This is a genomic window from Streptomyces sp. NPDC090106 (genome assembly GCF_044747265.1).
In the GTDB taxonomy this organism is placed as follows: domain Bacteria; phylum Actinomycetota; class Actinomycetes; order Streptomycetales; family Streptomycetaceae; genus Streptomyces.
On the sequence record NZ_JBIVDS010000018.1, the window covers coordinates 78,286 to 101,838 of the forward strand.

At 70.4% G+C, this 23,553-nt stretch carries 17 protein-coding genes; 5 read left to right on the forward strand and 12 right to left on the reverse strand.

Going from position 1 to position 23,553, the window contains the following annotated elements; genetic code table 11:
* Nucleotides 1–8: 8 nt before the first annotated feature.
* Nucleotides 9–1,919, reverse strand: a complete 1,911-nt coding sequence (locus ACIPSE_RS41215) for a glycogen debranching N-terminal domain-containing protein (RefSeq protein ID WP_401673759.1) — start codon at nucleotides 1,917–1,919, stop codon at nucleotides 9–11.
* A gap of 520 nt (nucleotides 1,920–2,439) precedes the next feature.
* Nucleotides 2,440–4,206 carry a DUF4192 domain-containing protein gene (locus tag ACIPSE_RS41220; RefSeq protein WP_401673762.1) on the reverse strand — a complete coding sequence of 589 codons (1,767 nt, stop codon included), beginning with the start codon at nucleotides 4,204–4,206 and terminating at the stop codon, nucleotides 2,440–2,442.
* 160 nt (nucleotides 4,207–4,366) lie between these two features.
* Here ACIPSE_RS41220 and ACIPSE_RS41225 point away from each other — a divergent pair, with 160 nt between their 5' ends.
* Nucleotides 4,367–6,532 carry a RecQ family ATP-dependent DNA helicase gene (locus tag ACIPSE_RS41225; RefSeq protein ID WP_401673764.1) on the forward strand — a complete coding sequence of 722 codons (2,166 nt, stop codon included), beginning with the start codon at nucleotides 4,367–4,369 and terminating at the stop codon, nucleotides 6,530–6,532.
* A 247-nt stretch (nucleotides 6,533–6,779) separates the two neighbouring features.
* Entirely contained in the window at nucleotides 6,780–7,406 is a 627-nt protein-coding gene (locus tag ACIPSE_RS41230) for a hypothetical protein (protein WP_401673767.1), read from the forward strand.
* A 335-nt stretch (nucleotides 7,407–7,741) separates the two neighbouring features.
* On the opposite strand, the gene ACIPSE_RS41235 is transcribed toward ACIPSE_RS41230, so the two are convergent.
* From ACIPSE_RS41235 to ACIPSE_RS41245, 3 genes are all read right to left on the reverse strand, one after another.
* A complete protein-coding gene (locus ACIPSE_RS41235; RefSeq protein WP_401673769.1) occupies nucleotides 7,742–8,371 on the reverse strand; it encodes a hypothetical protein in 630 nt (209 codons plus the stop codon).
* A gap of 69 nt (nucleotides 8,372–8,440) precedes the next feature.
* Nucleotides 8,441–9,142, reverse strand: coding sequence for a ribonuclease HII (locus ACIPSE_RS41240; protein ID WP_401673772.1), 702 nt, complete (start codon nucleotides 9,140–9,142; stop codon nucleotides 8,441–8,443).
* 81 nt (nucleotides 9,143–9,223) lie between these two features.
* A complete protein-coding gene (locus tag ACIPSE_RS41245; protein ID WP_401673775.1) occupies nucleotides 9,224–9,847 on the reverse strand; it encodes a TetR/AcrR family transcriptional regulator in 624 nt (207 codons plus the stop codon).
* Between the two features lie 199 nt (nucleotides 9,848–10,046).
* Between ACIPSE_RS41245 and ACIPSE_RS41250 the strand changes: the two genes are divergently transcribed.
* Nucleotides 10,047–11,594 carry an MFS transporter gene (locus ACIPSE_RS41250; RefSeq protein ID WP_401673936.1) on the forward strand — a complete coding sequence of 516 codons (1,548 nt, stop codon included), beginning with the start codon at nucleotides 10,047–10,049 and terminating at the stop codon, nucleotides 11,592–11,594.
* A 374-nt stretch (nucleotides 11,595–11,968) separates the two neighbouring features.
* Here ACIPSE_RS41250 and ACIPSE_RS41255 read toward each other — a convergent pair whose 3' ends face one another.
* The 3 genes from ACIPSE_RS41255 to ACIPSE_RS41265 all read right to left on the reverse strand — a co-directional run bounded on the left by ACIPSE_RS41255 (nucleotide 11,969) and on the right by ACIPSE_RS41265 (nucleotide 14,411).
* Nucleotides 11,969–12,904: an ADP-ribosylglycohydrolase family protein gene (locus ACIPSE_RS41255; RefSeq protein ID WP_401673777.1), complete on the reverse strand. Its 936-nt coding sequence runs from the start codon at nucleotides 12,902–12,904 to the stop codon at nucleotides 11,969–11,971.
* A gap of 11 nt (nucleotides 12,905–12,915) precedes the next feature.
* Nucleotides 12,916–13,575: a histidine phosphatase family protein gene (locus ACIPSE_RS41260; RefSeq protein ID WP_401673779.1), complete on the reverse strand. Its 660-nt coding sequence runs from the start codon at nucleotides 13,573–13,575 to the stop codon at nucleotides 12,916–12,918.
* A 230-nt stretch (nucleotides 13,576–13,805) separates the two neighbouring features.
* On the reverse strand, nucleotides 13,806–14,411 hold the full coding sequence (locus ACIPSE_RS41265) for a YdbC family protein (protein ID WP_401673781.1): 606 nt from the start codon (nucleotides 14,409–14,411) through the stop codon (nucleotides 13,806–13,808).
* A gap of 147 nt (nucleotides 14,412–14,558) precedes the next feature.
* On the opposite strand from ACIPSE_RS41265, the gene ACIPSE_RS41270 reads away from it, so the two are divergent.
* Entirely contained in the window at nucleotides 14,559–15,092 is a 534-nt protein-coding gene (locus ACIPSE_RS41270) for a TerD family protein (protein ID WP_401673783.1), read from the forward strand.
* Nucleotides 15,093–15,166: 74 nt separating this feature from the next.
* On the opposite strand, the gene ACIPSE_RS41275 is transcribed toward ACIPSE_RS41270, so the two are convergent.
* The gene (locus ACIPSE_RS41275; RefSeq protein ID WP_401673786.1) at nucleotides 15,167–18,067 is read right to left on the reverse strand and encodes a vitamin B12-dependent ribonucleotide reductase; all 2,901 of its coding nucleotides are present in this window, start codon (nucleotides 18,065–18,067) and stop codon (nucleotides 15,167–15,169) included.
* A 162-nt stretch (nucleotides 18,068–18,229) separates the two neighbouring features.
* Entirely contained in the window at nucleotides 18,230–18,790 is a 561-nt protein-coding gene (gene nrdR, locus ACIPSE_RS41280; protein WP_401673788.1) for a transcriptional regulator NrdR, read from the reverse strand.
* Nucleotides 18,791–19,309: 519 nt separating this feature from the next.
* On the opposite strand from nrdR, the gene lexA reads away from it, so the two are divergent.
* On the forward strand, nucleotides 19,310–20,086 hold the full coding sequence (gene lexA / locus ACIPSE_RS41285; protein WP_401673791.1) for a transcriptional repressor LexA: 777 nt from the start codon (nucleotides 19,310–19,312) through the stop codon (nucleotides 20,084–20,086).
* Between the two features lie 183 nt (nucleotides 20,087–20,269).
* Here the strand turns inward: lexA and ACIPSE_RS41290 are convergent, their stop codons facing one another.
* Entirely contained in the window at nucleotides 20,270–22,243 is a 1,974-nt protein-coding gene (locus ACIPSE_RS41290; RefSeq protein WP_401673794.1) for an ATP-dependent DNA helicase, read from the reverse strand.
* Between the two features lie 309 nt (nucleotides 22,244–22,552).
* Nucleotides 22,553–23,437, reverse strand: coding sequence for a GNAT family N-acetyltransferase (locus tag ACIPSE_RS41295; RefSeq protein ID WP_401673797.1), 885 nt, complete (start codon nucleotides 23,435–23,437; stop codon nucleotides 22,553–22,555).
* Between the last annotated feature and the right edge of the window lie 116 nt (nucleotides 23,438–23,553).

Sequence of the window (23,553 nt, forward strand, 5' to 3'; positions counted from 1 at the left end):
CCAGGTGCTCACACACCCAGCTGAAGTCCGTCGGCGGCCTCCTCGACCATCGCCAGGCCGAGCCGGCTGACCCGCACGGCGAAGGGCGCTCCCGCGATCCGCAGACCGGTCAGGACGATCTCGCCCAGCGGGGCACTGCGCATCGGGCGCAAGGTGACCGTCCCCGCGGGGGCGTCGGGGCGGATGCCCGCGAGAGACGTCAGCAGCAGCACCCCGGCGGCTGCCGCCGTGGCGGCGGGACGGCAGGCCGCCGGATGCGGAAGGGGAGCGCTCCCGTCGGTGCGCTGCTCCCCCGCGTACATCTCGGGCAGCCTGTGTCCGAAGTGCTCGGCCGCCGCGAGGGTGCCCTTCAGCAGCGAGGCCGCCTCCTTCTCGTAGCCGGCGGCGGCCAGGCCGGACACGGCGATCGCGGTCTCGTAGGGTCTGACGGCCCCGCCGCGATGGCCGAACGGGTTGTGTCCCGGGTCCTTCGCGCCCAGTCCTCGCAGGCCCCAGCCGGAGTCCATGACCGGACTGCCGAGCAGCCGCGCGAGTTGCTCGGTCTGCACCCTGTCCAGCAGCCCGGCCGCCTGTGCTCCGCCGCTCAGCAGACCCGTGTCGAGGAGGTGGACTGCGGTCGCGCCGAGCAGGGGCACGGGACGGCCGTCCGGGGTCAGGGCCGCGGCGGGTCGGCCGCCGCCCAGGTCGTCGATCCAGAAGGAATCGCGGAACGCGGCGCGCAGTTCCTGTGCCCATTGGCGCAGGGCGGGACCTCCGGGTCTGCCGCAGGTGTCGAGGAGGTCGGCGCCGAGCAGTGCGGCCCGATGCGCGTGGGCCTGTGTCTCGCAGCGGACGGGGCCACCGGGCTGCGGGTCGCGGAGGAACGGGGTGTCGGCCGCGGCGGCCAGGAGCCAGGTGAGGCAGCGCTCGGCCGTCGGCAGCAGTTCCTCCGTCTCCGCGTCGGGCAGTCCCCACCGGCGCGCTTCCGCGAGGAGTACCGGGAAGAGCAGGGTGGCCTCGGTGCCGGTGCAGCTCGGCGGCAGATGGGGACCCGCGTCGCGTCTCGGGCCGGGGATCATCCCGGACTGCCTGCCCTGCGCCGGGAGTTGCGCGCGGGCGAGTGTCCGCAGGGTGCCGGCGGCGAGCCGGGTCCCCAGGGGGAGGGTCATCCGAGCCGCGGCCAGCGCCTCGGCCGGAGCCAGACCGCACCGCCAGGGCGCACCGGCGGCGAGGTGGATGTCGGTCGGATGCGCGGGGTCGCGGATCAGCAGAGCCTGGAGGTCCTCGACGCCCGCCCGCAGGAGGTGCTCCGCCCGAGGATCGTCGCCCGCCGCGTGTGCCCGGGCGATCGGACTCGTCGCCGCCCGGCCCACGGGTCGGACCGGACCCGCTCCCTCCGGACGTACCCGGAGTTCCACGCTCGCGCTGCCTCCCGGGGGAAGGACCAACTCCCAGCGCAGCAGCCCCGCAGAGGCGATCGCGTCGACAGGTGGCGGGTCGGCGGTCACGGAGACCTGCGCCGTGGGGGACGACCAGCGCAGCCCGGAATCGTGAACGCTCGCGGGCAGTTCGGCGCCCTGCATGCCGTTCGCGATGGCCCCCAGGTCGGCCAGGTCCGTACCGAGCGCCACCTCGACGGGCAGGCGCAAGGGGCGAACGGACGCGCTGTGCAGGGTGATCCGCTCGGTGCCGTCCGCGTTCCGCACCCGCTCGACGACGACGTCCGGATCCGGTCCCGCGTGCGGGGAGGCGCGGACCGTCGCCATGAAGCGGACGGTGTCGGTCGCGGTCATCCGCGCCTGGACGGTGAGCGGTTCCCGTCCGGCCACGCTGAGCCGACAGCGGGACAGCAGACGCCGGCCGGCCCGGTAGAACCCGTCCAGTCCGTCACCGGTGAGCTGCGCCTGCTCGGTGGAGATGGCGAGGCCGGGGAGGGCCACGCAGATCAGGGCGTTGTGTGTGGGCGGGAGGTCACGGACACGACGAGGTGTGGGGGCGGGGACACCGCCCTGGCCGGAGGGTAAGGGTGATCGGACCGTCGTGGCCTGAGGACGCTTGGGAGCCCCTGTGGTGCCCGACGGCACGGAAATCGGTCCTGCGTCGGGCACGGGGCGGCCCGCGGCGGAGTGGTTGTCGTCGGCGGCGGAGGGCGGAGTCGGCTGGTACATGGGCGGCTTCTTCTGCGCTCGGTGCGCCTCGGGCAGGCAGGAGTGGGGGGAGTCCTGGACGATCGGTGCGGTGCGGTCGCCGCGTCGGGTCGGGTCGGGTCGGGCGATGGTGCGCGGTGCTGGGTGTTGGGGCGCGGCGCGACGACCGGACTCGTCCAGGCGTTCCGCCACTCAGGTGAACGGGGCAAAGCTCTCCGGGGTCACGCCTGTGACCGGCAGAGCCGACCGAATGGCGGCGTGGGAGAGGGCGGCCGAGTCCGCCCACCCCGGATCGGCTGATCAGCCCTTCGGTTCAGCCCTTCCCCTGCTCCCCCGGCCGAGCGTTCCCCTCGCGCGCCTCGTCACCGTGCACGCCTGTCCGGTACGGACGCCCCGCGCGCGGTGATCCGGTGCGCGCACCGCCTGTCACCGGCGCCCCACCGGGTCGGCTGCCTCCCTGCGCCGGAATTCCGGGACGCACCCCGCTCGCCGCCCGTCCCTTCCCCGCCGGGTGCGCGGCCTTGGAGGCGGCCCGCGAGCGGCGTCGGTGGCCGGTGCTCCGGGTTCGTGCCGCGGTGCTGGACGCCGATTCTTCGAGGCCGCTGAAGTCGTGGGTGCCTTCGGCACTCGACCTCGTATCGGTACTCGACCTCGCATCGGCACCGGCCCTCGTGTCGACGTCACCACAGCCGTCGGCATCGGCGGCGGCCCGAAGATCGGGCCCGGCCGGACCGACATGGCCGGCCTGCTCCCCCACCCCACGTTCCGCGCGCAGGCACCGTCGGATGGACTCGGGGTCCAGTCCCTCGTTGCAGGCCTGGTGGAGGAGGCGGGCGAAGAGGTATTCGGGGTCCGCGCCGAGTGCCATGGCCAGCGCCTCCCGAGCCTCGAGTTCGTCACCCGTGGACCATGCGACCCAGCCCGCGAGGGTGAGCGGGGCCGCGGCGTGCTCGCCGTAGGGGCCGACGCAGCGACGGGCGAGGGCGCGCCAGAGGCGCAAGGCGTGGGGTGCCTCGTCGCCTTCCATCCACTGGGCGGCCCGGTCGCGGGTCGTGCGGTCCTGGAGTCCGAGGATCAGGGTCGCGGCCTCGTCATGGCTGAGCAGCTGGTCGTCCTGGAGATCGGCGGTGAGGATGCCGGAGACCCGCGGTGCATGAGCGAAGCGCAGCATCAGCATCTCGGCGAGTTCGAGCGTCTCTTCGGCGACACCCGTGCGGTAGGACGCGTCGAGAATCCTGGGGACGATCGCCATGCCCGCCGCGTCCAGGGCGACTTCCTGGGCGAGGGCCGAGGCGTTCTCCCAGGGCAGCAGCCTGGCCCGGAGTTCCTTCAGCGTGCCGCGCACCTGGAGGCCTGCGTAGGTGGCGGCCGCGGCCAGTACGGAGGTGCCGGGCAGGCCCATGGCGTGGCCTTCGAGCGGGCAGCAGTACTCACTCGCGCAGCAGTAGGACCAGAAGCGGCCGTCGGAGATGCACAGCGCCTCGATCACGGGTACTTCGAGGCGACCGCACTCGACGCGCAGGAATTGGGCCAGGGCGCGGAGCCGCTCCATGACCTGTCGGCCGGACTCGCCCGTGCCCGGTTCCTGGCACAGGTAGGCGACCATCTGGTCGGGCCGGGCGTTCCTGCGCTCGCTGCCCGCGACCAGGCCCTGTGCCAACTGCTTGGCCACGGCGGGCCAGTCCTCCGCGTTCGCGGGGATGCCGAGGCGGGCCCGGCCGCCGAACGTGCCTCGCCCCTCTTTGTCGCGGAGGGCGACCAGGACGATGCTGTCCTCGGGCCGGTACCCCAGCAGATAGGGCAGGGCGTCGGCGAGTTCGGCCGGGCTGCGCAAGGTCAGGCGCTGGGTGCCGTGACCGTCGTAGGAGGTGCACTCCAAGGGGTCGGTGCGCCCCGCGAGCGCGGCGAGTCCGGTGGGCCGTGGCTCGAGGGAGTCAGGGAACTCGGCCGGGTCGTCGCAGGGCTCGTCGTCGAACTCGTCGTAGGGCTCGTCGTGAGGCGTGTCGCCGAACGGACGCTCGTCACATCCGTCGATGTCGTCGTTTCCAGGGATTCCAGCGTTTTCGCCGTGGTTCGTCATGCCCAGACGATCTCGCGGTTCACGAAATCCCGCTGGCCCCTGTGGATAACTCCCATCAGGGACACGCCAATCCCGTCGGCTCCGCCCCGATGCCGTCATGCGGCGCGAGCCATTTCCACAGCCTGAGCGGAGTGTCGGTGGCGTCCTGTTGTATGGAGTCATGGAGCACACGAACAACGCGGATCTCCGATCGGCCGCCGACGCGGTCCTGGCCCGTCTCGTCGGGGACGCCACGGGCGCCGCCCGGCTGCGCGAAGACCAGTGGCGGGCCATCGAGGCGCTGGTCGCCGAGGGGCGGCGGGCCCTCGTCGTGCAGCGCACGGGGTGGGGCAAGTCCGCGGTGTACTTCGTGGCGACGTCGCTGCTGCGGGCCCGGGGCAGCGGACCCACCGTGATCGTCTCCCCGCTGCTCGCGCTGATGCGCAACCAGGTGGACGCGGCGGCCCGGGCGGGGATTCACGCGCGGACGATCAACTCCTCCAACACCGAGGAGTGGGAGACCGTCCAGGCCGAGATCGCGTCCGGCGAGGTGGACGTCCTGCTGGTGAGCCCGGAGCGTCTCAACAACCCGGACTTCCGTGACCAGGTGCTGCCGAAGCTGGCCTCGGCGACCGGCCTGCTCGTCGTGGACGAGGCGCACTGCATCTCGGACTGGGGCCATGACTTCCGCCCTGACTACCGCCGGCTGCGGACGATGCTCGCCGATCTCCCGCCGGGCGTCCCCGTCCTGGCCACCACCGCGACGGCCAACGCGCGGGTCACCGCGGACGTGGCCGAACAGCTCGGCACCGGGGGCACGTCGGACGCCCTCGTCCTGCGCGGCCCGCTGGACCGGGAGAGCCTGAGCCTCAACGTGCTGTCGCTGCCGGACGCCGCGCACCGGATGGCATGGCTCGCCGATCACCTGGACGAGCTGCCGGGCTCGGGCATCATCTACACGCTCACGGTGGCCGCCGCCGAGGAGGTCACCGCCTTCCTGCGGCATCGGGGCCACACCGTCGCCTCGTACACGGGCAAGACGGAGAACGCGGACCGGCAGCAGGCGGAGGACGATCTGCTCGCCAACCGGGTCAAGGCCCTGGTGGCGACCTCCGCGCTGGGCATGGGTTTCGACAAACCGGACCTCGGGTTCGTGATCCACCTGGGCTCGCCTTCCTCCCCCATCGCCTACTACCAGCAGGTGGGGCGTGCCGGACGTGGTGTCGAGCATGCCGAGGTGCTGCTCCTGCCTGGCAGGGAGGACGAGGCGATCTGGGAGTACTTCGCCTCGCTCGCCTTCCCTTCGGAGGATCTCGTGCGCCGCACGCTCGACGTCCTCGCCCGCTCGGAGCGGCCGGTGTCGCTGCCGGCCCTGGAACCGCTGGTGGAGCTGCGCCGCTCCCGCCTGGAGGCCATGCTCAAGGTGCTCGACGTGGACGGCGCCGTGACCCGGGTCAAGGGCGGCTGGATCGCTACGGGTGAGCCGTGGACGTACGACGCCGGGCGGTACGAGTGGGTGGCCCGGCAGCGCAAGGCGGAGCAGCAGGCGATGCGCGAGTACGCGTCGACGACGGGCTGCCGGATGGAGTTCCTGCGCCGTCAGCTCGACGACGAGGGCGCGGAGCCCTGCGGGCGGTGCGACACCTGCGCGGGGACGCGGTTCACGGCGGACATGTCGTCGGGCGCGCTGGACGCCGCGCGGGTCGATCTGGGCCGGGCGGGCGTCGAGGTGGAGTCGCGCCGTATGTGGCCGACGGGCCTGCCCGCGGTCGGCGTGGACCTGAAGGGGCGGATCCCGACCGGTGAGCAGGCCGCGCCGGGGCGGGCGTTGGGCCGTCTCTCGGACATCGGCTGGGGCAACCGGCTGCGGCCGATGTTCGCGCCGCAGGCCGCCGACGGCCCGGTGCCGGACGATGTCGCGCAGGCCGTCGTGGGGGTGCTCGCCGACTGGGCCAAGGGGCCGGGCGGCTGGGCACCGGGAGTGGCGGACGCCCAGGCGCGGCCGGTCGGGGTCGTCACCGTGCCCTCCCGCACCCGGCCGCAGCTCATCGGCTCGCTCGCCGCTCGTATCGCGGAGGTGGGCAGGCTGCCCCTGCTGGGGTCACTGGAGTACGCGGGCTCGGCCGCGGCACCGACCCGGAGCAACAGCGCCCAGCGGCTCAAGGCGCTGGACGGGGCGCTGACGGTGCCGCCGGAGCTTTCCTCGGTGCTGGCCGGGGCCGAGGGTCCCGTGCTCCTCGTCGACGACTTCACGGAGACCGGCTGGACGCTCGCGATGGCGGCGCGACTGCTCCGAAGGAACGGCGCACGGGGGGTGTTGCCACTCGTCCTGGCCGTGCAAGCCTGACGGTCGCGAGGTGCGGCAGACGTCTCAGGCATCGTGTGGCATCTCACCGGGTAGGGATATAACTCCCACTCCACCAGATATCGGTCGGTGGCCCCAATTGCTCGTTGCCGCATCCCAGTTCGACAGGAAGAATTGAAGTCCGCTCCCCGCACGGCTCGTCCGTGATCCGGCAGGGCTCTGCTGCGGCGTGCGTTCCCCCGAATCCGACCCCGCCCCCATGTCTGGGCGCGTAGCCGAAGGGAGGACCGTGACCTTCGGATTCGCTCCGTCCTCCGCGGCATCCACGTCGACGTCTGCCGACCTGTCCGCCGCGACCGCCAACCGTCTGCTGGAACCCTCGGAGTGGGCCGCGGCCGGGATTCCCCTGCTGCGCAACCCGAGAGAAGTCGTCAGCGGACTCCACTCCCGCCATCGCCCGAAACCCGCCACGGCCGTCGTGGCCGTCCTCGACGCCGAGGAACGCCTGCGGGCGAGCGCGTCCTTCGTACGCCGCCAGGCCCCGGCCGACGGCTGGATGTTCCGCAACGCGCTCCTCGCGCAGTTGCGCCGGGTGATTCCGCACGACCTGCGTCGTCGCACCCCGGTGCGCACCGCCGTCCTGCTGTACTGCCGTGACGGGGACGCTCGGTGGACCGAGGAGGACGGCGCGTGGATGTGGGGCCTGCGGGACGCGTGCACACTGCACGGGCTGCGCTGCGGCGCGTACATCACGCTGACACGTGACGGCTGGCAGGTTCTCGGTGAGGGGCGCGGCGGGCGCCGCCCCAACTCCACCTCGCCACCGGAGCCGTTCGCCCTGTCCGAGGCACCGCCCCCGCCACCTCGCACCGGGGGTGCCGCCTCGGAGGTGCTGCGCCGCGCGGCGGCGCGCTAGCGGCGAACGGACAGCTGTCGGCGACAGCGGGGCCGATGGGTGGCCGGATCGGCGATCAACGGCCGATAGGGCGCCCGGATGACCGGACATCGAGAGCCGCCCCGTCGCCAGGGAGCACGCAGAAGGCCACCCCGGGTCAGGGGTGGCCTTGCGGAATCCGCTCACCGGCATCGCGCCCTGAACCGGCGATCCCGCCTTCCGGGCACCATCACGTGAGCGTTCGGGTACGTCGGTGAGGGCACGCACGCAGACCGTCCCCCGGTCATCCGCGCACGACAGACCCCCCACCGTGCCAGTACCGCTTCAGCCGTCCCCCCGGACGGACCGTGACGGGCTCAGACGCCCGTGCCGAGCACCGAGTTGATCTGCTGCGAGTCACCGCAGACGATCAGCAGCGCACCTGCCCGGCTGTGGGCCAGGGGAAGCGCGGTGGTGACGGCGCCGTCGGAACCGCCGTTGACGGCGACCACGACGACAGGGCGGGTGACAGCACGCTCGGCGACGGTGGCGTCCGTGTAGAAGACGTCGTCGCCCGCGTCGTGCTGCGCCCAGTAGGCGGTTTCGCCGAAGGACAGCTCGTGGGCGGCCCACGGGTGCTGCTCGCCGGTGGTGATCACCAGGATGTCGCCGGGAGCGCGCCCCGACTCCAGCAGCATGTCGACGGCTTCCTCGGCGGCGTCGAGCGCGCCTTCGACGGTGGCCGGGACGAGCTGGAGCTGCGGGGACGCCGCGGCGGCTGCCGGGCGGGGAGCCGGGACCGGGGGTCCGGGCTTCGCGGCCACGTCCCGCGGCGCGCGCTGCGCCGGAGCCGTGGGCCTGGGACCGGGACGACCGGGACGCGGGTGGGCCGCGGGCCGGGGGCCGGGTACGGGACGAGGGGTCGACGCGGTGCCGGCACTGGCCGAAGTCGCGCGGGGACCCTGGGCGCTCTCGTGAATCTGAGGCTCCTCGGGAATGAGAGGCATGGGCTGATGTTTATCAAACGTTGGTGCGGCTCACGTGAACGGGTGGCACATGAGTGCGAACAGAAGCGGTCAGAAGTCGAAGCCGAGTTGCCCCTCGATCTCCGGAACGTTTCGTTCCCCCCAGCTGCGGACCTTCTTGAGATGCCGCCACTGGGGCAGCGCATCAAGATACGCCCACGACAACCGGTGGTACGGGGTGGGCCCCCGCTCCTCCAGCGCGGCCTTGTGTACGGGCGACGGATACCCGGCGTTGGCCGCAAAACCGAAGTCTGCATGGTCGATACCCAGTTCGGCCATCATTTTGTCGCGCTGGACCTTGGCGATCACCGAGGCCGCCGCGACCGCCACACACGACTGGTCGCCCTTGATGACGGTACGCACCTGCCAGGGCGCGCCGAGGTAGTCGTGCTTGCCGTCGAGGATGACCGCCTCGGGCCGGACCGGCAGGGCCTCCAGGGCCCGCACCGCCGCCAGCCGCAGCGCGGCCGTCATCCCCAGTTCGTCGATCTCCTCCGGGGACGAGTGCCCGAGGGCGTACGACGTCACCCACTTCCGCAGCTCCGCGTCGAGTTCGTTGCGGCGCTTGACGGTGAGGAGCTTGGAGTCGGTGAGGCCCTCGGGAGGCCGGCGCAGTCCGGTGACCGCCGCGCAGACGGTGACCGGGCCGGCCCACGCACCGCGTCCGACTTCGTCGACACCGGCGACGATCTTCGCTCCGGTCGTGGCGCGGAGGGAGCGCTCGACGGCGTGGGTTGGTGGTTCGTACGGCATGGCGCCCTTAGCCTACGCCGCCTGGATCACCGCGCGACACCCTGGTTGCCCGAGTGGCCCCGGACGGGGTGCGTGACGCGCTCAGACGGCGTCCGGCCGGAGCAGCGGGACCATCAACTGGTCGATCATGTCCTCCAGCTCCCGATCACTCCATTCACTCGCGCACATCTTCGAGCGGTACATCATCATGGCCGGGATGGCGTCGAAGACGTAGCCGTTGGCAGCGTCCGAGCGCACCTCCCGTCGCTCAATTCCTCGAGTGATGACCTGGGCGAGCAGCTTGAGCGTGGGCTCGACGACCCCCTTGAAGATCACCCCGTGGAAGCGTTCGGCCTGGATCTCATCGCATTCGTGAATGACTGCACGAAGAGCGAACCCGGGACGGGAGTACATCGCGTCGCGCGCCTGGAGGCACAGCGCGAGAAGGTCCTCGCGCACACTGCCACGATCGGGCGCCGCGTCGATGAGAGGCAGTCCGGCCTCCAGCGCGTCCGCGACGAGGTCCTCCTTGGAGGACCAGCGCCGGTAGACGGCGGCTTTGCCGGTCTGGGCGCCCGCGGCGACGCCTTCCATGGTCAGACCCCTCCAGCCGACCGTACTGAGCTGCTCCAGCGCGGCATCGAGAATCGCGCGTTCGAGCACGGCGCCGCGCCGACGCGGGGAGGCCGCCTGAGCGGGGGCGGCCGTCCAGCGCGAGGTAACCATCTGTGTGTCTCCAGCGAGCAGAGGGAGCGGAAATTCCGGGGATACGGGGACGACGCACGGCAGACAAGGGGGAGAGCGCCGCGCGACAGGCCTTGCGACAAGAAGGTAAGTGAACGCTTGCGTTCACTACAGAGGACTCACTACCGTTGACGCGACAGTGAACGCGAGCGTTCACTAACGCACTTGTGGGGGACCCATGGTGACAACCTCTCAGTTGACCGAAAACCAGAAACCAGGTGCGGCACGCCGGGAAGGACGTCCCGGCATCGCCCTCACCGTCATCGCGGCCTGCCAACTCATGGTGGTCCTGGACGCGACGATTGTGAACATCGCGCTGCCGCACATTCAAGACGCTCTCAAGTTCAGCACCACCGACCTCACTTGGGTCGTCAGCGCCTACACCCTGACCTTCGGCGGGCTGCTGCTCCTCGGCGGCCGGGCCGGGGACATCCTCGGCCGACGCCGGGTCTTCACGGCCGGCATCCTGCTGTTCACCGTCGCCTCGCTGCTCGGCGGACTGGCCCAGGAGCCCTGGCAGCTGCTGGCGGCCCGCGTGCTGCAGGGCGTGGGCGGCGCGATCGCCTCGCCCACCTCGCTGGCCCTCATCACCACCACGTTCCCCGAAGGGCCGGAGCGGAACCGGGCGTTCGGGGTCTTCGCCGCGGTCTCCGCGGGCGGCGGCGCCATCGGCCTGCTCGCGGGCGGCATGCTCACCGAGTGGCTCGACTGGCGCTGGGTGCTCTTCGTGAACGTGCCGATCGGCATCCTGATCGCCGTGCTCACCCCGATGTACATCAGCGAGTCCGAACGGCACACCGGGCGCTTCGACTTCGCGGGCGCGCTGACCTCGACGGCGGGCATGGCCGCCCTGGTCTACGGCTTCATCCGGGCCGCGGACGAGGGCTGGCGGGACAGTCTGACCATCGGATCCTTCGCCGCCGCCGTCGTTCTGCTGATGTCCTTCGCGTTCGTCGAACGGCGGGCCAAGGAACCGATCACCCCGCTGAGGATGTTCGCCGACCGCAACCGCTCCGGCACGTACGTGATCATGCTGAGCCTGGCCGCGGCGATGTTCGGCATGTTCTTCTACATCGTGCTCTTCGTGCAGAACGTGCTGGGGTACACGCCGATCGAGGCAGGTCTCGCCTTCCTGCCGGTGACCGTGGTGATCGCGCTCGGCGCGGGGCTGTCGCAGCGGTTCCTGCCGGTGTTCGGACCCAAGCCGTTCATGATCGCCGGTTCGGCGCTCGCGGTGGCGGGCTTGTTCTGGCAGACGCTGATCAGCTCCGACAGCACGTACGCGGGCGGAGTTCTCGGTCCGATGCTGGTCTTCGGCTTCGGCATGGGCCTGAACTTCGTCACCCTGACGATCACCGCGGTCTCCGGAGTCGCCCAGCACGAGGCGGGTGCGGCCTCCGGGCTGCTCAACACCACGCAGCAGGTGGGCGGTTCGCTCGGGTTGTCCATCCTGACCACGGTGTTCGGCTCGGCCAGCAAGGACGAGGCGGAGAAGCAACTGCCCCAGTTCATGGCCGACGGCACGGCGGAGCAGAAGGCCGAGTTCGCCAAGACCCATCAGCTGCCCGCCCCCTGGGGTCACGAGGTGCTCGCCCAGGGCATCTCGACGGGCTTCGTCGCGGCGGCCTCCATGGCCGTGCTCGCCCTGGTGACCGCGTGGCTGGTCATCCGGGTGCGCAAGAGCGACCTGGAGGCCCTGGCGGGCACAGCGGGCCCCGGGATCGGCTGAGTCCGGACGCCGACGGCACCGGAAGCGGCGCGCATGGCCCGACCTCCTCCCTGTCCCGGACCCGGTCCGGGACAGGGACGGCGAGGACGACGGCCCGGCCGTCCGCCCACCGCACCTCACAACGGCAACGCACCGCATGACCAACGCAACACCCCCCCGCATTCCCCGCCCTCGGCCTCCCGCGTGCCGCACAGGCTCACGGCCCATGCGTCGCGCGGTTGATGTCACGACAACGAGCCGACGGTCACGCAGAGTTCCCAATATGCACAGAGAGTTTCCGTACTCGCGGAGAGTTTCCGAATCCGCCGAGTCCGCCGAGTCCGCCGAGCCCGCCGAGCCCGCCGAGCCCGCCGACGATCCGCTGCCCCGCCCGCTCAGGCAGCGACCGGAACCCACTCCGGCAGACTTTCGGTCCGCTCCAGCCACCCGGCCGGCGGCGCGCCCGCCGCGCCGGCCGCGAGGACGCCGCCCACGATCGCGCAGGTCGTGTCGACGTCGCCGCCGACCTGCGCGGTCGACCAGAACGCCGTCTCGTAGTCCCCCAGCGACCGGGCCGCCGACCAGAGCGCGAAGGGCACCGTGTCATGGGCCGTGGTGCGCCGTCCGCAGCCCAGCACGGCGGCGACGGTGCCCGCGTCGGCGTAGTCGAGCATGTCCCGCGCACGGCGCAGGCCCGCTCCGACGGCGCTCTTCGGGATGAGCCCGATGACACCGTCAAGGAGCTTCTCGGGGGTGGGCGGGCCGTCCGGTGCCGCGACGAAGGAGGCGGCAGCGGCGACGGCCATGGCGCCCACCACGGCCTCACGGTGCTGATGCGTGGGGTAGGCGGAGATCTCCGCCTGGTGGGTCGCCTGTTCGGGGTCGTCGGCGTACCAAGCGCCCAGCGGGGCGATCCTCATCGCGGCGCCGTTGCCCCAGGACCCCTGTCCGTTGAAGAGCCCGGCGGCCAGCTCACGCCAGTCGCCGCCCTCCCGCACGAGCCGCAGGAGGCGGTTGACGGCGGGGCCGTAGCCGCGGTCGAAGTCGTGATGGTGGGCGAAGGAGCGGGCCAGCGCGTCCTGGTCGACGCGATGGTGGGCGGCGAGGACGGCGACGACGGAACTGGCCATCTCCGTGTCGTCCGTCCACTGCCACAGGCCGGGCGGCAGCTCGCGGCGCTTGAGCAGCGGGTAGTTCTCGGGCACGAAGAACTGCGAGCCCAGCGCGTCGCCCACAGCGAGTCCACGCAGGCTGGCCAGGGCGCGTCCCAGGCGCCCGTCAGGAGAGGGGGCGACCGACGCGGAGTCGATCGGAGAGGAGTCAGAGGTCATTTCCGGCCACTCTATCCGGTGATCCCGTACGGCTCCGGATCACGCCAGCGCTCGAAAGGCCTGTCGAGCGCGTACTTGCCGTCGTCCCCGAGAACGAGCATCCGCATCTCGGCGTTCCCCGGATTGGACAGCGACTCGAAGTCGTCGACGGTCCAGTGGAACCAGCGCATGCAGAACAGGCGCATGGCCAGGCCATGGGTCACCAGCAGCACGTTCGTCGGATGATCGGGGTCCTCGAAGCTGCGGTAGAGGCTCTCCAGGAAGCCGCCGACCCGGTCGTACACGTCGGCCCCGGACTCGCCCTGGGCGAAGCGGTAGAAGAAGTGACCGTAGGCGTCCCGGTAGGCCTTCTGGAGCTTCACGTCGTCACGGTCCTGCCAGTTCCCCCAGTCCTGTTCGCGCAGCCGGGGTTCCTCGCGCACCCTGATGAGATCGGGGTCGAGGTGGAAGGCCCTGAGGGTCTCGTGGGTGCGCCGGTAGGGCGAGACGTACACGCTGACGCGCTCGCGGCCGAAGACCTCGCGGAGCCGTTTGCCGGTCTCCTCGGCCTGCTGCCAGCCGCGCTCGGTGAGCGCCAGTGCGTGGTCGGGTTCGCGTTCATACACGGTGTCATCAACATTGCCCGTTGACTCGCCGTGCCGGACAAGGACGATGCGCCGTGGTCGTGCCATGCCAAAACCCTAGATCGGGTGAGGGCCGAGAGAGCACCCGTACGGCGCCCATACGGCGTATGTCACACAGTTCCCGCACCTCGAACCACACGGGCCCCACCCGTAACAGTGCGGACAGCACGCCCTTCGACGGCCTCAAGAGAGTGGAGAGCCGGCCTGCGAAAGCCTGACCGCAGGAGCTGATCTGCGGGAGCCGGTCCACAGGAATCGATCTCTAGTGAGTCCGGATTTCAAACCGTCCAGGTGGGTTCCAGCTGGACGATGTCACCCGTCAGGGAGGCCACGTCCGCCTCGATCTGGGCCCTGAGGGCGAGGCGCTCGACGCGTTCGGTGCGGTACTTGCCGTGCTCGGCGGCCGACTGCCACATGGACAGCACCAGGAACTCATGGCCGGGCGCCTCGCCGAACAGACCACGGATCATGCCGGGCGAACCGGCCATCGCCGGGTTCCAGACCTTCTCCTGCATCAGCGTGAAGTGCTCGGCGCGCTCCTCGTGGACACGGCAGTGGGCGACGCGCACCAGATCGGCGTCCGTGAAGCGCGGCTCGAAGCCGGTCTTCACGTCGAAGCGGTAGTCGAAGAGCTTCACCTGCGCGTCCTTGAACGTGCCCGACTGGGTCGACGCCAGACGGTCGTGGGAACGAGCCATGAAGGAGTCGTAGAAGGAACGGCTCTCCCAGAAGGAGAAGACGTGCGCCACCCCGGTCCGCCCCCGGCTCCAGCCTCCGCCCTGTCCCCGAAACCCCGGCTCACCCAGTAGCCCCGCCCACTTTCGCTGCCCCCGCTCGAAGCCGCGGCGGTCCACCACGGTGCAGCGAATCCACTTGACCAGCACCGCGCCATCGTAAGGCCAGGCGGCGTGGCGTCGGTCACGCTCTGCCGGAGTTCTGCCCGGCGAGCGACCACGCGCGCGTGGCAGGATGGACAACCGGCCCTGTACACAAGGCAGTTAGGGCCGAGGGAAAAGGGGAAGGGAAGCCTGGTGAACGGCATCAGCAAGGGGATCCGCAAGGTCGAGGTCGCACTGAAGTGGGACCCGAGCCCGGTCGGCAGCACGCCGACCGATCTGGACATCGTCGCCGCGACCTATCTCGCGTCCGATCCGTACGGTGAGCCCGGCTACGTGGTGCACTTCGACAGCCGCTCCCCCGACGGCACCATCACCCTCAACCGGGACAGCAAGGACGGCAAGGGCTTCGGCTGGGACGAGGTCATGACGCTGGAGCTGGAACGGCTCAATCCGAAGTACGCGCGCGTGGTCGTCGGCGTCGTCATCCAGCAGCGCACCGCCGAGCGGACCTTCGTCAAGGTGCTCAACCCGGGCCTGCGCATCCGCGAGGGCTACACCGATCTGTCGCAGGAGGACTTCGGCGGCGTCCTCGGCAACACGGCGGCCACGGTCGCGGAGTTCGTCCGCGACGGGTCGGGCACCTGGGAGTTCCGCCCGGGCACCCAGGGCTTCGACGAGGACCCCGCCGGGTTCACCCGGGTCATGGGCCAGGCACACCGCCCCTGACCCCGTACAGGACCCCGTACACGCCGAAGGGCGGCGGAGCCGGTTCCGGCTCCGCCGCCCTCGTGCGTCACTGACTAGCTGCAACCGCTGGTCGAGCCGCAGCCCTCGCAGATGTAGCAGGAGCCGGCGCGCTGCATCTTCGTCCCGCAGGAGAAGCAGAGCGGGGCGTCGGCCTGGATGCCGAGCTGCATCTCCACCAGTTCGGCGCTGGTGTGGGCCTGCTTCAGCGCGGGCTTGGGCGCCTCGGCCTCGACCTTCGGAGCGGCGACGGCGCGCAGTTCCTGCGCGCGGGGCGCCGACTGGGCCAGGCCCTCGACGTCGACCTCGTCCTCCTCGATGGCCTGCTCGTACGAGCCGGTCTCCAGGTGACGCTGACGCTCCTCGGCGGAGTGGATGCCGAGCGCGGAGCGCGTCTCGAAGGGCAGGAAGTCGAGCGCCAGGCGGCGGAAGATGTAGTCGACGATCGACTGCGCCATCCGCACGTCCGGGTCGTCCGTCATACCGGCCGGCTCGAAGCGCATGTTGGTGAACTTCGAGACGTACGTCTCCAGCGGCACGCCGTACTGGAGGCCGACGGAGACCGCGATGGAGAAGGCGTCCATCATGCCCGCGAGCGTCGAGCCCTGCTTGGACATCTTCAGGAAGACCTCGCCGAGACCGTCGTCCGGGTAGGAGTTGGCGGTCATGTAGCCCTCGGCGCCGCCGACCGTGAAGGACGTGGTGATGCCGGGACGGCCCTTGGGCAGGCGCTTGCGGACCGGGCGGTACTCGACGACCTTCTCGACCGTCTCACGGATGGCGGCCTCGGCCTTCTCCGTGATCTCGGTCTTCTCCTTCTCCTTGGTCTTCGCGGAGAGGGGCTGGCCGACCTTGCAGTTGTCGCGGTAGATCGCGAGCGCCTTGACGCCCATCTTCCAGGCCTCGAAGTAGATCTCCTCGACCTCCTCGACGGTCGCCGTCTCCGGCATGTTGACCGTCTTGGACAGGGCGCCGGAGATCCACGGCTGGATCGCGGCCATCATGCGGACGTGGCCCATCGCGGAGATGGAACGCTCGCCCATGGCGCAGTCGAACACCTCGTAGTGCTCGTGCTTGAGGCCGGGGGCGTCGACGACGTTCCCGTTCTCGCCGATGTGGGCGACGATCGCCTCGATCTGCTCCTCCTGGTAACCCAGGCGGCGCAGGGCCTGCGGGACGGTGCCGTTGACGATCTGCATCGAGCCGCCGCCGACGAGCTTCTTGAACTTGACCAGCGCGAGGTCGGGCTCAAGGCCGGTGGTGTCGCAGGACATCGCGAGACCGATGGTGCCGGTCGGGGCGATGACGGACGCCTGGGAGTTACGGAAACCGTTCTTCTCACCGAGGTGCAGGACGTCCTGCCAGGCCTCCGTGGCGGCGGCCCAGATCGGCGTGTCCAGGTCGTCCATGCGGACGGCCTTGGTGTTCTCGTCGGCGTGCTGCTTCATGACGCGCAGGTGCGGCTGCGCGTTGCGGGCGTAGCCGTCGTAGGCGCCGACGACGGCAGCGAGCTCGGCGGAACGCCTGTACGACGTGCCCGTCATCAGGGAGGTGATGGCGCCGGCGAGGGCGCGACCGCCGTCGGAGTCGTAGGCGTGGCCGGTCGCCATCAGCAGGGCGCCGAGGTTGGCGTAGCCGATGCCGAGCTGGCGGAACGCGCGCGTGTTCTCGCCGATCTTCTGCGTCGGGAAGTCCGCGAAGCAGATGGAGATGTCCATCGCGGTGATGACGAGCTCGACGACCTTCGCGAAGCGCTCGACGTCGAAGGACTGGCTGCCCTTGCCGTCGTCCTTGAGGAACTTCATGAGGTTCAGCGAGGCGAGGTTGCAGGACGTGTTGTCCAGGTGCATGTACTCGCTGCACGGGTTCGAGCCGTTGATCCGGCCGGACTCGGGGCAGGTGTGCCACTGGTTGATGGTGTCGTCGTACTGGATGCCCGGGTCGGCGCAGGCCCAGGCGGCCTCGGCCATCTTGCGGAACAGGGCCTTGGCGTCGACCTCCTCGATGACCTCGCCGGTCATGCGGGACGTGAGGCCGAACTTGCCGCCCGACTCGACGGCCTTCATGAACGTGTCGTTCACGCGGACCGAGTTGTTGGCGTTCTGGTACTGGACGGACGTGATGTCGTCGCCGCCCAGGTCCATGTCGAAGCCCGCGTCGCGCAGGGCGCGGATCTTCTCCTCTTCCTTCACCTTGGTCTCGATGAAGTCCTCGATGTCGGGGTGGTTGACGTCGAGGATGACCATCTTGGCCGCACGGCGGGTGGCGCCGCCCGACTTGATCGTTCCGGCGGAGGCGTCGGCGCCGCGCATGAAGGAGACCGGACCCGAGGCGTTGCCGCCGGAGGACAGCAGTTCCTTGGAGGAACGGATGCGGGAGAGGTTCAGGCCGGCACCGGAGCCGCCCTTGAAGATCATGCCCTCCTCCTTGTACCAGTCGAGGATCGACTCCATGGAGTCGTCGACGGCCAGGATGAAGCAGGCCGAGACCTGCTGCGGCTGGGGCGTACCGACGTTGAACCACACAGGGCTGTTGAAGCTGAAGATCTGGTGCAGGAGGGCGTACGCCAGCTCGTGCTCGAAGATCTCGGCGTCCGCGGGCGAGGCGAAGTACTTGTAGTCCTCGCCGGCCTTCCGGTACGTCTTCACGATCCGGTCGATGAGCTGCTTGAGACCGGTCTCCCGCTGCGGGGTGCCGACGGCACCGCGGAAGTACTTGCTGGTGACGATGTTGACCGCGTTCACCGACCAGAAGTCGGGGAACTCGACGCCACGCTGCTCGAAGTTGACCGAGCCGTCGCGCCAGTTGGTCATGACGACGTCACGGCGCTCCCACTGGACCTCGTCGTACGGATGCACGCCGGGGGTGGTGTGGATGCGCTCGATACGCAGTCCCTTGGTGGCCTTGGTCCCCTTGGCGCGGGAACCTCGTGCCGGACCGCTCGCCGTCTCTGTCATGCCGCCTCCCTGTACGGGCGAAAACGCCCTGAAGTGCCCCGATGTTCCCGTGGCACGGTGTGCTGTCCGATGCTGCGGGCACCGCTCACTACGACCCGCAACAGGTCTTCGATCGCCGTCCGCCGACCGGTCCCGGTGTCTCCGCCCGGGCCGGTCCGATGGTCAGTCGGCGGCGCCTGCGGGTTCGGGGACCTGTGCGGCCTCGCCCGACCCGTTCTTCTCGTCTTGCCGGCTCCCCGTGCCTGCGCCTTCGCGGTCCTCGTCGTCCGCGTCGGTGCGACCTGCCCGCCTGAGTTCCACGACAGCCGCCTCGAAGTCCTCGAGCGAGTCGAACGCCCGGTAGACGGAGGCGAATCGCAGATAGGCGACCAGGTCGAGCTCCTGCAACGGGCCGAGTATGGCCAGCCCGACGTCGTGGGTGGTCAGCTCGGCGCTTCCGGTGGCCCGCACCGCTTCCTCGACCCGTTGGCCGAGCTGGGCGAGCGCGTCCTCGGTGACAGGCCGCCCCTGGCATGCCTTGCGCACGCCGTTGATGACCTTGCTGCGACTGAACGGCTCGGTGACTCCGGACCGCTTGACCACCATGAGCGAACACGTCTCCACGGTGGTGAACCGACGGGAGCAGTCCGGACACTGGCGGCGCCTGCGGATCGACGTGCCGTCATCCGTCGTACGACTGTCGACGACGCGGCTGTCGGGGTGCCTGCAGAAGGGGCAGTGCATGAGATCCCAACCCTCCTCACAGCAGACCAAATAGCCTCACGGGGCCTCACGAGCCCCTCGAAGCAGCCCCAAGCATAGGCGATCGCCGAGGGCCCGAAGACCCGGGGGACCACAACTTCTGGGCCGCTGCTGCAATCCAACCACTACATGTGGGGATTGGCCCATACATACACGCCGTACCCGCGCGTGTCGTGGTTGCACGGGTGTACCGCCCGGCGGCTTACGGAGATACCGTGAGCGCCACACGGAGGTGGCGTGGGACTCCCGCGCAGATGACGGCCGGTCCCGGGTGGGCGGGACCGTGGATGGCAGACTGGGTCGGCGGCCCACAAGGGCGCCACCCCGGCGGTGAAGAGTACAACAATGAGGCTTTTTGTCCGCCAGGTATCGCGTTAGCCATACACCCAGAGACATGATCAAGTCCGGCTATCCGCACTTTTTCACTCGAACGTGTGTTTGGCGCAACCTTTCGAAAGCTACTACCGTTGGCTAGCAGGGAGACCATCGAGAGGGGCCGACGTGACCACCACCGCAGACAGTGCCACCATCACTGCCCAGGACCGCTCCCAGGGCCGACTCGAGCCGGTGCATGCGATGAACGAAACGACGAATCCCGAGCACAAGCGCTCCTTGCCCGGACGACCTCCAGGCATCAGGGCGGACAGCTCGGGACTCACCGACCGACAGCGCCGGGTGATCGAGGTCATCAGGGACTCCGTGCAGCGGCGCGGCTACCCGCCGTCGATGCGGGAGATCGGACAGGCGGTCGGCCTCTCCAGCACCTCCTCGGTCGCACACCAGCTCATGGCGCTGGAGCGCAAGGGCTTCCTGCGCCGCGACCCGCACCGCCCGCGCGCGTACGAGGTGCGCGGCTCCGACCAGGCCGCCTCCGTGCAGCCCACGGACACCGCCGGCAAGCCCGCCGCGTCCTACGTGCCGCTCGTCGGGCGGATCGCGGCCGGTGGCCCGATCCTCGCGGAGGAGTCCGTCGAGGACGTCTTCCCGCTCCCGCGCCAGCTCGTCGGTGACGGTGAGCTGTTCGTCCTGAAGGTCGTCGGCGACTCGATGATCGAGGCCGCGATCTGTGACGGCGACTGGGTCACGGTCCGCCGTCAGCCCGTCGCCGAGAACGGCGACATCGTCGCCGCCATGCTCGACGGCGAAGCCACCGTCAAGCGCTTCAAGCGCGAGGACGGCCATGTCTGGCTCCTCCCCCACAACGCCGCGTACGAGCCGATCCCCGGCGACGACGCGACGATCCTCGGCAAGGTGGTGGCGGTCCTGCGGCGCGTCTGAGCGCCGCGCACCGGCCTCGCCGATCTGACCGGGCCCCGGGACCCCTGCGCCGGTTCCGGGGCCCAGCGCTGTCCGACGCCCGTCGCCGGGCGCGACATGGCGCGTGGAGCACGGCTGAGGGGGCCTGACCGGAAGTCGGTCAGGCCCCCTCAGCCGTGCTCCTCATCGCCGCGCTCTCCTCGGCTATGCCTCCGCCTGCTTCGCCTTCGCGTCGATCGCGGCCAGCGACTTGCGGACCTGGTTGCGGTCCGTCGTGTACCAGAAGTCGGGCAGCGACGCCTTCAGATAGCTCCCGTACCGGGCCGTCGCCAACCGCTGGTCGAGTACGGCGACCACGCCCCGGTCCCCCGAAGCCCGGACGAGACGGCCGGCTCCCTGGGCCATGAGCAGGGCGGCGTGCGTCGCGGCCACCGCCATGAAGCCGTTGCCGCCGTTGTCCTCCACCGCTTTCTGGCGGGCGCTCATCAACGGGTCGTCCGGGCGCGGGAACGGGATCTTGTCCATCACGACGAGCTGGCAGCTCGGGCCGGGCACGTCCACGCCCTGCCAGAGCGAGAGCGTGCCGAACAGACACGTCTCCGGGTCGGCCGCGAAGTTCTTGATCAGCTCACCGAGGGTCTCCTCGCCCTGGAGGAGGATCGGGAACTCAGGGATGCGCGAGCGCAGTTCCTCCGCGGCGAGCTGGGCCGCCCGCATCGAGGAGAACAGCCCCAGGGTGCGTCCACCGGCCGCCTGGATCAGTTCCGTCAGCTCGTCGAGCATGTCCGCCCGGTCGCCGTCGCGCGCGGGGCGCGCCAGGTGCTTGGCGACGTAGAGGATGCCCTGTCGCGGGTAGTCGAACGGGGAGCCGACGTCGACGCCCTTCCACTGCGGCAGGTCGTCACCCTCCGTCCCCTCGGGGGCGAGCCCCAGGGAGGCGCCGACGCCATTGAAGTCGCCGCCCAACTTCAAGGTCGCCGAGGTGAGGACGACGGAGCGGTCCGCAAAGAGCTTCTCGCGCAGCAGCCCGGAAACGGACATGGGGGCGACCCGCAGGGAGGCGCCGAAGCGGTCGTGCCGCTCGTACCAGACGACGTCCCACTCGGAGCCGTTCGTGATCCGCTCCGCCACGTCGTGCACGCTCTCCACGGAGGCCAGCGCCTGCTTGCGGACGGCGTCCTCGTCCTGGACGGACTTGTCGCGCGTGGCGCCGATCGCGGAGATGACCGTGCGGGCGGCGTCACGCAGGGCCATGAGGGCGTAGCCGAGATCCTCGGGGATCTCCTCCAGGCGGCCCGGCAGGGCGAGCTCCATCAGCCGCTCGAAGCCCTCGGCGGCGGTCTGGAGCTGGTCGGCGGCCTTCTCGTTGACGAGCTTCGCGGCCCGGCGCACCGCGCGGTTCACCTGACCCGGGGTGAGTTCGCCGGTGGCGACCCCGGTGACCCGCGAGACCAGTTCGTGCGCCTCGTCGACGATCAGCACCTCGTGCTGGGGAAGGACCGGGGCGCCCTCGATGGCGTCGATGGCGAGCAGCGCGTGGTTGGTGACGACGACCTCGGCGAGCTTCGCGCGCTCGCGGGCCGTCTCGGCGAAGCACTCGGCGCCGTACGCGCATTTCGTGGCGCCCACGCACTCGCGTGAGGAGACGGAGACCTGGGCCCAGGCTCGGTCGGAGACGCCCGGGGTGAGGTCGTCCCGGTCGCCGTTCTCGGTCTCGTCGGCCCAGTCGCGCAGCCTCAGCAGGTCCTGGCCGAGCTTGCTCGTGGGGGCAGCGGCCTCGAACTGGTCGAAGAGGCCTTCCTCCTCGTCCTGCGGCACCCCCTCGTGCAGGCGGTGCAGGCACAGGTAGTTGGAGCGGCCCTTCAGCATCGCGTACTCGGGGCGGCGCCGCAGCAAAGGGTGCAGGGCGTCCACCGTGCGCGGCAGGTCCCGCTCCACGAGCTGACGTTGGAGGGCCAGGGTGGCGGTCGCGATGACGACCCTCTCCCCGTGCGCGATCGCGGGGACCAGATAGCCGAGCGACTTTCCGGTGCCGGTGCCGGCCTGGACCAGCAGATGGGAGCTGTCGTCGATCGCGTCCGCGACGGCTTCGGCCATGGTCACCTGACCGGGGCGCTCCGTGCCGCCGACGGCAGTGACGGCAGCATGCAGGAGTTCGGGGAGTGAGGGCTTCGTCATAGCGCGACCACCCTACGGCCAGCCACTGACAAACGAGAGGTCAAGACGGATCGGAGGGAGGGGAGAGGGACTGGATCAGGCCCGGGTCGGGGGTGGCGGGAGATCAGGTCGGTTCGCTTGGGGTCGGGTGGGATCGAGTGGAATCGCGGTGGGGTCGAAGGGCGACCGAAGCGGGATCGGAGATGGGTGCGAGGTGCGGTCGAAGGGGAACCGAAGCGGGGTTGTTGATTGGTGCGAGGTGAGGCGGGACGAGTGGGAACCGGATCGGCGTGAGCGGTGTACCAAAAGTGATGATGCCGCGACGCGTCGTTACAGCACATCGCGGAACGACCGCTCCCGGACCATGAGGGCGGCCCGCTTGTCGGGCAGGTCGATCTCCGCGGCGAACCGGAAACCGGCGCTCAGGAAGGAGGAGACGGATGGGGTGTTGCGAAGGTCGGGTTCCGCGATGACACGTGCGCAGGCGGGCCGCTTGTCGAGGATCAGGTCCGCGACGGCTCTGAGAAGTGCGCTGCCGATCCCTCGGCCACGGTTCTCGGCGGCGCCGATGAGGAGGTGGACGCCGGTGTCGTGAGGCCGGGCCGGGTAGTGGCGGGCCAACGGGTCGAGGTCGGCCCGGTAGATCTCCCAGTAGCTCATCGGAGTGCCGTCCAGCACGCCGAGGCAGGGGACGCTCCTTCCGTCTCCGGCGAGTTGGGTCCGCAGATGATCCGCGGTACGGCCCGGGGCACCGGACAGTTCCCAGAAACGCGCGACAGCGGGGTCGTTCATCCAGGCGCCGATGAGCGGCAGGTCGCGTTCGCCGTGGACGGGGATCAGCTGGAACTTGCCCACGGGGGTGGTCACGGGGCCCCAGTCGGCCACGTGGTCCAGGAGGTCATCGGTGGTGCGGTGACCGTTCGAGGCTGCCGATGCCGCTACGGGTGGGGATGCGGAGGCCGTTTGGGCTGTGGGTGGGGATGGGGGTGCGGAGGTCGTTGGGCCTGTGGTCACGGCCACGGCCGGGGCCGGGGCCGGGGTTGCGGTCGTGCTCGGGGGTGCCTCGGAGACGGCTTCCTGGGCGATGAGGGCGAGGAACTCGTCGGGGAGACGCAGGTCGAGGGTGTCCTCGCCGCACTCGCTGTCCTCGTCGGCTGCGGTGGGCAGGGTTGCGGGGCCGGTTACGGCATCGGCGCTCGTGTCACGGGGATCCACGGCGTCGCTCCTCTCAGGAGACGGGTCGGGTCATGTTCCTCGGGGATCGAGTGATCAGGGGTGCAAAGGAGACGGGGAGCGAGGGAGTAGGAGGCACGGGGGTAGAGGGGTGCGGG

Bases quoted from the DNA above. Each gene is read 5' to 3' on its own strand.
- ACIPSE_RS41220 (WP_401673762.1), bottom strand. From the start codon at position 4,206: ATGACGAACCACGGCGAAAACGCTGGAATCCCTGGAAACGACGACATC.
- ACIPSE_RS41225 (WP_401673764.1), top strand. From the start codon at position 4,367: ATGGAGCACACGAACAACGCGGATCTCCGATCGGCCGCCGACGCGGTC.
- ACIPSE_RS41235 (WP_401673769.1), bottom strand. From the start codon at position 8,371: ATGCCTCTCATTCCCGAGGAGCCTCAGATTCACGAGAGCGCCCAGGGT.
- ACIPSE_RS41240 (WP_401673772.1), bottom strand. From the start codon at position 9,142: ATGCCGTACGAACCACCAACCCACGCCGTCGAGCGCTCCCTCCGCGCC.
- ACIPSE_RS41245 (WP_401673775.1), bottom strand. From the start codon at position 9,847: ATGGTTACCTCGCGCTGGACGGCCGCCCCCGCTCAGGCGGCCTCCCCG.
- ACIPSE_RS41255 (WP_401673777.1), bottom strand. From the start codon at position 12,904: ATGACCTCTGACTCCTCTCCGATCGACTCCGCGTCGGTCGCCCCCTCT.
- ACIPSE_RS41260 (WP_401673779.1), bottom strand. From the start codon at position 13,575: ATGGCACGACCACGGCGCATCGTCCTTGTCCGGCACGGCGAGTCAACG.
- ACIPSE_RS41275 (WP_401673786.1), bottom strand. From the start codon at position 18,067: ATGACAGAGACGGCGAGCGGTCCGGCACGAGGTTCCCGCGCCAAGGGG.
- nrdR (WP_401673788.1), bottom strand. From the start codon at position 18,790: ATGCACTGCCCCTTCTGCAGGCACCCCGACAGCCGCGTCGTCGACAGT.
- ACIPSE_RS41290 (WP_401673794.1), bottom strand. From the start codon at position 22,243: ATGACGAAGCCCTCACTCCCCGAACTCCTGCATGCTGCCGTCACTGCC.